6 protein-coding genes are annotated in these 6,554 nt (G+C 32.8%); 5 read left to right on the top strand and 1 reads right to left on the bottom strand.

The window, feature by feature from the left end:
• Positions 1 to 633: 633 nt before the first annotated feature.
• The 4 genes from GLW08_RS19020 (at position 634) to GLW08_RS19005 (ending at position 4,287) form a co-directional block, all read left to right on the top strand.
• Positions 634 to 918 (top strand): hypothetical protein, encoded by a 285-nt coding sequence (locus GLW08_RS19020; protein WP_160850208.1) that lies wholly within the window; start codon positions 634 to 636, stop codon positions 916 to 918.
• Positions 919 to 929: 11 nt separating this feature from the next.
• Positions 930 to 1,478 (top strand): Rad52/Rad22 family DNA repair protein, encoded by a 549-nt coding sequence (locus tag GLW08_RS19015; protein ID WP_160850207.1) that lies wholly within the window; start codon positions 930 to 932, stop codon positions 1,476 to 1,478.
• Positions 1,479 to 2,063: 585 nt separating this feature from the next.
• Complete coding sequence (locus GLW08_RS19010; RefSeq protein WP_160850206.1) at positions 2,064 to 2,489, top strand: hypothetical protein; 426 nt, start codon at positions 2,064 to 2,066, stop codon at positions 2,487 to 2,489.
• A gap of 1 nt (position 2,490) precedes the next feature.
• Entirely contained in the window at positions 2,491 to 4,287 is a 1,797-nt protein-coding gene (locus GLW08_RS19005; RefSeq protein WP_160850205.1) for a recombinase family protein, read from the top strand.
• A 409-nt stretch (positions 4,288 to 4,696) separates the two neighbouring features.
• Here the strand turns inward: GLW08_RS19005 and GLW08_RS19000 are convergent, their stop codons facing one another.
• Positions 4,697 to 4,981, bottom strand: a complete 285-nt coding sequence (locus GLW08_RS19000) for a transporter suffix domain-containing protein (protein ID WP_160850204.1) — start codon at positions 4,979 to 4,981, stop codon at positions 4,697 to 4,699.
• Positions 4,982 to 5,453: 472 nt separating this feature from the next.
• Between GLW08_RS19000 and GLW08_RS18995 the strand changes: the two genes are divergently transcribed.
• Complete coding sequence (locus tag GLW08_RS18995; protein WP_160850203.1) at positions 5,454 to 6,449, top strand: aldo/keto reductase; 996 nt, start codon at positions 5,454 to 5,456, stop codon at positions 6,447 to 6,449.
• Positions 6,450 to 6,554: the final 105 nt, after the last annotated feature.

Genomic DNA, 6,554 nt, shown 5'->3' with positions numbered 1-6,554 from the left:
CCATTTATTATTGTTTACAGGCGATAGTTTCAGGTACAAAGAATCATTAACTCACCGATAATTTAGAGGCGGCAAGTGGCATACATTTTTGAATGCCATTCCCTACATTTTTTACTTGCCAAATACAAATATTAATATTAGTACATAAAATTGCAATTTTTTTGTGGTTAAACAATTAACAATTAGATGGGAGGTTTATACGAAAGATTAGATTCCTAACAATTGCTAAACTTACCCTAAGAAGCATGTTAAGGTGCTGGTTTAGAAAGAACTTATTAGAGGGGAATTATCGAGTTTTTTGGTAATAAAAATTAGTGTGAAAAAAATGCATGAAAAAAATCTCTACTAAAGAATTGAATAAATTAGATATACTGAAAAAAAAGAAGACAAGCGAATAAAAGAGAATAAAACCAGCACTTAATCGATATCAATTTTAATAAGCCCAAACTACCAAAAAATAAGGATTATTGAGGGATTCACCAAAGACAACCCAAAAGAAAAGGTCGAATTTTTTAGGAAATATATAATCGATATTTCATGGTATTTTTGATATATATTTCAAGGTTTTCTCCTCCTGAAGTTTAAGTAAATAATTAGAAATAATAATTACTGAAGAAAATGGAGGAGATATACTTGCTAGAGTTAGACATTTCAAAATGGATGACAGGTGGGCTTTTGTACAATTATCATGTATTTACTAATGCAATCTTTGTTACACTATTAACTTTTATTGCATTAGCAGTAATTTGGTTTATAGTAGTTTGTATTATAGCATGGTTATTTGATTTTCATGAAAATTTTGATTTAATTGAAACGATTTATATTTGGCCATTATTGTTTAGTCAATTTATTGCAGTGCCGGTTGGCCTTACTCTTTTCAACAATTTTACCTTTTTGCATTGGAACCACTTCTTTTAGGAGGATAAAAAATGGACATGAACAGACTTACCAGACCGTTTCTAGATTCAGAAATCAAGGTAAGAGAAGGTAGAAAGAATATGCAGTTTCAATACATTCCCTCTGAATATGTAGTTGATCGCTTGAATGAAATTGGCCCAGCCAACTGGAACTTTATAATTAAGGATTCAAAGCAAATCGGAAATGAAGTGGTTGTGTTGGGAAGTTTGCAAATTGGAAATACAGTGAAGGAAGCGTTTGGATCTGCTGTTATTGATGAAAACAAGACTGCAGGAGACTCTTATAAGACCGCACAAATGCTAAGTTTAGTGAAAAGCGCTAGTTTATACAATGTTCCATGCATCTTTAAAGCAAAACTGAAGCAAGGAAAAAACAATCAATATTATAATCAACAAAGTAATAATACTCCACAGGATTTCAATTGTGACCATTGCAACTTAGGAATTACTCAGGCCGAGATTAATTTCACAAGTAAATATCCACAAATTTATAACGGACAGAAACTATGTCGTAATTGCCAAAAAAAATACCGTAACAGAAATATACAAAGAGTGCAGTAATGTACTCTTCTTTTTTTCTTAATGAAATTTATATAATAAAATTTCACCCTTACTGGATTTTGTGTGCAATATGTTAAGATAGACAAAAGAACTGAATCTAGATAGGTGTGATTTTAGTGATTTGTGAATGTGGTGGAATTTTAGAAGTAATCAGGGTAGAAAAATACCCAAAAGCAACTATAAATAAAATTAATTATGATCGTTTATGTGACGTCAAATGTTTAAAGTGTGAAAAGACTTTATATTCTCAACCATATGATTTTGGAAAAATATTAAATGATGTGAAGGACTTGTCAGAAGAATAACTAGATCTTTACAAATAATTCTATGATGTGTATAATATTAATTACATTATATTTATATTTTTATAGATTTTATACATTTTATACATGATTCTTATACGATTACTTTTTTAATTTTCATATATTATACCAGTTTTTATTATATTAGCGATATATAACTCCTTCTGGTGGAGTGTTAAAACAAAAGTTATACATTCAATCATTTCTTAACACTATTTGAGTGTTTGGGTATGGGGAAAGTATGCACTTTTGTTTAAAACACTACACTCGGAGGAGTTTTTTTATGGAAAAAGTAGAATGGAACACAATTGTTTATGCGATTTTTAATGAACAAGAAGAAGACCTTAAGGATGGGAAGTATAACTACAGGCAGTATATGAGGATTATAGATAAATTAGAAGAAGTGCAAAATTCTCAGAATGCCAAAATACTGGGAGATAACAATGTATATACCCAATTCTATTCAGACTTTAAATCCGATTCTCAAAAAATAAAAAACGGATTTATGGATATGTTGAGTAATTTAATATTAATAGATAGAATTATTGTTCTATCAAATATAAATGACCTTGCTTCTTTTGAATTAACACATTTAATTAAGTATTGTTACAAAAATAATTTGGAACTTATTTTTCCTTATGATGCCATTTGTAATGTAGCATACCCAGATTATTTTAATTTGTTCATTGATGAAATGGAGGTAGAATAGCATGGATAAAAGAAAAGTAGCAGTCGGTTATATTCGTGTTTCATCAAGTATGCAAGCAGAGGAAGGTCTTAGTCTGGAGCATCAGGAAAATAAAATTCAACAGTATTGCGTCAAAAATAATTTTAAATTAGTTGACCTTCATAAAGATGAAGGTAAATCTGGATATAATGTAAGTCAATCTAGAAAAAGACCGGGTCTTATTCTTTTATTAGACAGTATAAAAAATAAAGAGGTTGATTATGTTATTGTAACTAAAAATGATCGACTTGGTAGAGATCAGGAGGAGAAAGCATACATTAAGAGACAATGTCGAAAGAATCGTGTAGAAATTATCTACATTGATCAACCGGGCCTGAGTGGTGCTGCCGCTACCCCTACCGAGTCTCTTATGGATTCTATGATGGATTTACTAGATGAATTTTATTCTATGAATTTAGGGATGGAAGTGAAGAAGATCCACGAAGATCTAGCAACAAAAGGGCTTTACACAGGTGGTAAAGTGCCAATAGGCTATAAGTTACATGAAAGAACTAATGAAAATGGAAGGAAAGAAAAAATATTAGTTGTCGATGAAGAAACGGCTCCTATAATACGGTTGATTTACAAAATGTATCTTAATGGTAAAGGGATTTATGTAATTGCTCGGTATCTAAATGAAGTAAGAGCATTAAATCGAGGTGACTGGAAACCAAGTGGTATCGGTGAGATTCTAAAAAATCCAAATTACTTCACTAGGGTGTGGAATAGACGGGAATCTCGGAGAGTAAATGGGAAGTCTAAACCCGAAAATGAATGGGTTTACGCGCATAGTGAGGAAAATGAAACTATAATAAGTGAAGAAGATTGGATGCAAGTTCAGGACCTTCTTTTAAAAAAGAACAAGAATCCTAATGCAGGTGAACATTTTAAGAACCACAATTATGATGGGCGGTACGTAGGTAAGTATATGCTAACAGGTATGGTTGAATGTAGTGAGTGTGGAAAAAAGTATGTAGCAAATAGAACTACAAGTAAGCGTAGTGGGACAGTAGCACATTACCTACAATGTCCGTCTAGCAAGTATAAGTCTAAAGACGAAAAGTGTAGTAACAGTTTAAACATGCAAAAACTGGACATGATCGTTTGGAAAGAATTATGTAACTTTCTGACTCCACGTGAAATTGCAAATGAGATAGATAAGGCATTAGAAGAAGAAGGCGAAAAGAATAGGATGCATAATGAAAAATTCAAGGATTTACAAAAACGTATTGTAGACAAACAAAAGCAGATTGCTAACTTGGTTGAGGTGGTTACTTCTGTGGACTTGTCTGTTGATGCTAATCGAAAATCCTTATCTCGCTACAATCATAAGTTGAATGATTTAGAAAAAGAAGTTGAAGAACTTCAAGAGAGGTTGGGTGATATGGGGACACCACTTCCCGAAGAAGTAAAGTTCCCGTATGATTTAGATATAGTGAAAACGGAATATCTAATTGAACCTGAGTATGTAAATCATCTTGACTTTCATGTAGTAAAAGCAATTGTGAATACCCTTGTTGAAAAAATTGTTGCAACTAGAATAAACAACAAGGAAACTAAGTTAGAAATCTACTTTAGATTCAATCACCCAAATATTCAAAAAATCATTAACTTTAGAAAGACAAATCTTCCTAGAACGCAAAAGATTATTTCTAAAGGGAAAGAACATATTACAGCATTTTCTCAATTTTTATCGGCTCTCTTTTTGGGTTTTGATGACGGAGAGCCGTCTCCACCAATACATAAGTTGGTGGATTTTTTTATGTTAAATAAAGCATAAGTTTTCCGTTTGGAAAGCTTATGCTTTATTTTGTTTTAGGAAACTTTATGGTTTATTTGGTTATAAGTTAAAGGTAGAATTCTGTAGTATTTCTTTCTAAATAAATTATAATGATGAAACCATGAAGGAAATGATTAATAAAGAAGATATAGATAATTGGAGGAGGTTGATGCAGTTAGGTGCAAAAGATGAGGGCTTAAAACGAATTAATGAGTTAATGAAATGCAACAACAGTAGATACTATGCGCAAATTATAGGAGTTAAAAATTAAAAAGGTTTATGAATTAGATGAGGGAAATTCATGTACATAGTGAAGTCAAAGAGAAAATAACCTACGTAATAGTAATGAAAAACGGTAGAAAAATATAAAGAATTTTCACATTCATAATTTTAATCCTATAGGCTATGCTCAATCTTTTTTCTTATAAACAGATTTCTTTTTTTTCCAATTTTTTGGGTTGAATGATTTTCTGATTTTATTTGCTACTTCCTTTCCCACCATCAGAGTACCGATCCAAAAAATCACCTCACCTATAACAAGGGTAGTTGTTATACTAATAGCCTTCACTCCATTCGTGAGTGGTAAAAAAGGGATTAAAACAGGGGAAAGAATCCATGTTAGAACAGAAATAATAATAAGAAAGATCCCTAGCTTATATGTCCAGGGTTTTTGCATAATTGAGTTCATTTTCATGGTTACCTCCCCTTTTTAAACAAATGTGCAAAAATACCATTTTATAGACTTCATAAGTAAAGTACATTATTACTTATATTAGAGTATATCTCAATTTCAAGTCTCCAACAAATACGTAAGATTCAAAGTCAACTTGCAGTGCTGGCTTTTTACATGCTTAGAGGAGATGAACGTGAAGTTTTACGCATCCTGACGAATAAACGTCTTAACTTAAACATTACCTAGAATTCAGGTTTTACTGCTAAGGGAGAATAAACCTTTTCATACATTTGTCCCCCTAATTATTACCGATCATTGCTTAGATGCGACATATAGCATGAACACCCTTGTGTATTTTCTCTTGATGAATTGGAAAAATAATGTGCTTACATAATGCTGTATTCTCTGATAATCAACGAGATAGTCACCATGTTTTATTTGTACTTTAGCTGGATATACAACTATATGTTATATATAGAGGAGGAAAAGAACTATGAAATCACTAGAAGATGCACTAAAGCACAAAGTAGGTCTTGGTACTGCTCCTTTAGGGAATATGTTTAGGGAGGTTCCGGAAGAGGAAGCGCAGACTACCATACAAACTGCCTGGGATCAAGGCGTACGTTATTTTGATACAGCCCCTTTTTATGGAGCGGGTCTAGCTGAGATGCGTGTAGGGGAAGTATTATCGAATTATAATCGTGATGATTATGTGTTAAGTACAAAGGTAGGGCGATATGTAACGAATGAAAAAGAAGATAAAGAAGGTTTATTCCAGTATGCACGAGACAATAAAGTCATTACAGATTACTCAGAAGATGCTACGCTAAAATCTATTGAACAAAGTCTGGAACGTTTGAAAACAAATCGCTTGGATATGGTTTTTGTGCACGATGTTTCCCCTGATTTTCATGGTGATGAGTGGATTGCAAAATTTGATGAGGCTAGAAAGGGAGCATTTCGCGTATTGTCACGCCTGAAGGATGAAGGAGTAATTGGGTGCTGGGGTCTTGGTGTTAATACAACAGAACCGATTGAATTAGCGATGGAGCTAGAGGAAACGAAACCAGATGTATGTTTGTCGGCGACTCAATACACGTTATTACAACATGAAAGAGCATTACAGCGCATGATGGTAACGGCTGAAGAAAAAGATGTAGATATCGTAGTTGGAAGTCCATATAACTCCGGCGTACTACTAGGTGGAGATCATTTTAATTATGCAAAAGCTGGTCCTGATATTATAGACAGAGTAAACCAAATGAATGAAATTGGGAAAAAATACGACGTTCCTCTAAAAGCAGCAGCGCTTCAGTTTTCCACGTCCCATCCTGCTGTTAAATCTGTCATCCCTGGGTCTACTCGTCCAGATCGAATTAAAGAAGATATAGAAATGATACAAAGAAATATTCCGAATGATTTCTGGCATGAATTAGTCAATAAAGGATTTATCTCATCTAATGCTCCGCTACCAATCCATACCAGATAGAAAAAATAACGTCAAATTACTTTTCTAGACATTAAACACCTTTGCAGAGGTACACTTACTAAAAGCTGTACAAATGCAAAGGTGTTTTTTATAAATGAAAGGATT

Origin of the sequence: Pontibacillus yanchengensis, from assembly GCF_009856295.1 — a bacterium.
In the GTDB taxonomy this organism is placed as follows: Bacteria; Bacillota; Bacilli; order Bacillales; family BH030062; genus Pontibacillus; species Pontibacillus yanchengensis_A.
Note: the sequence above shows the minus strand (reverse complement) of the source record. Positions and strands in the feature narration are given on the sequence as shown.

What these genes read in the sequence shown, in the direction of transcription:
- GLW08_RS19015 (WP_160850207.1), top strand. Translation starts at nt 930, where the DNA reads ATGGACATGAACAGACTTACCAGACCGTTTCTAGATTCAGAAATCAAG.
- GLW08_RS19010 (WP_160850206.1), top strand. Translation starts at nt 2,064, where the DNA reads ATGGAAAAAGTAGAATGGAACACAATTGTTTATGCGATTTTTAATGAA.
- GLW08_RS19005 (WP_160850205.1), top strand. Translation starts at nt 2,491, where the DNA reads ATGGATAAAAGAAAAGTAGCAGTCGGTTATATTCGTGTTTCATCAAGT.
- GLW08_RS19000 (WP_160850204.1), bottom strand. Translation starts at nt 4,981, where the DNA reads ATGAAAATGAACTCAATTATGCAAAAACCCTGGACATATAAGCTAGGG.
- GLW08_RS18995 (WP_160850203.1), top strand. Translation starts at nt 5,454, where the DNA reads ATGAAATCACTAGAAGATGCACTAAAGCACAAAGTAGGTCTTGGTACT.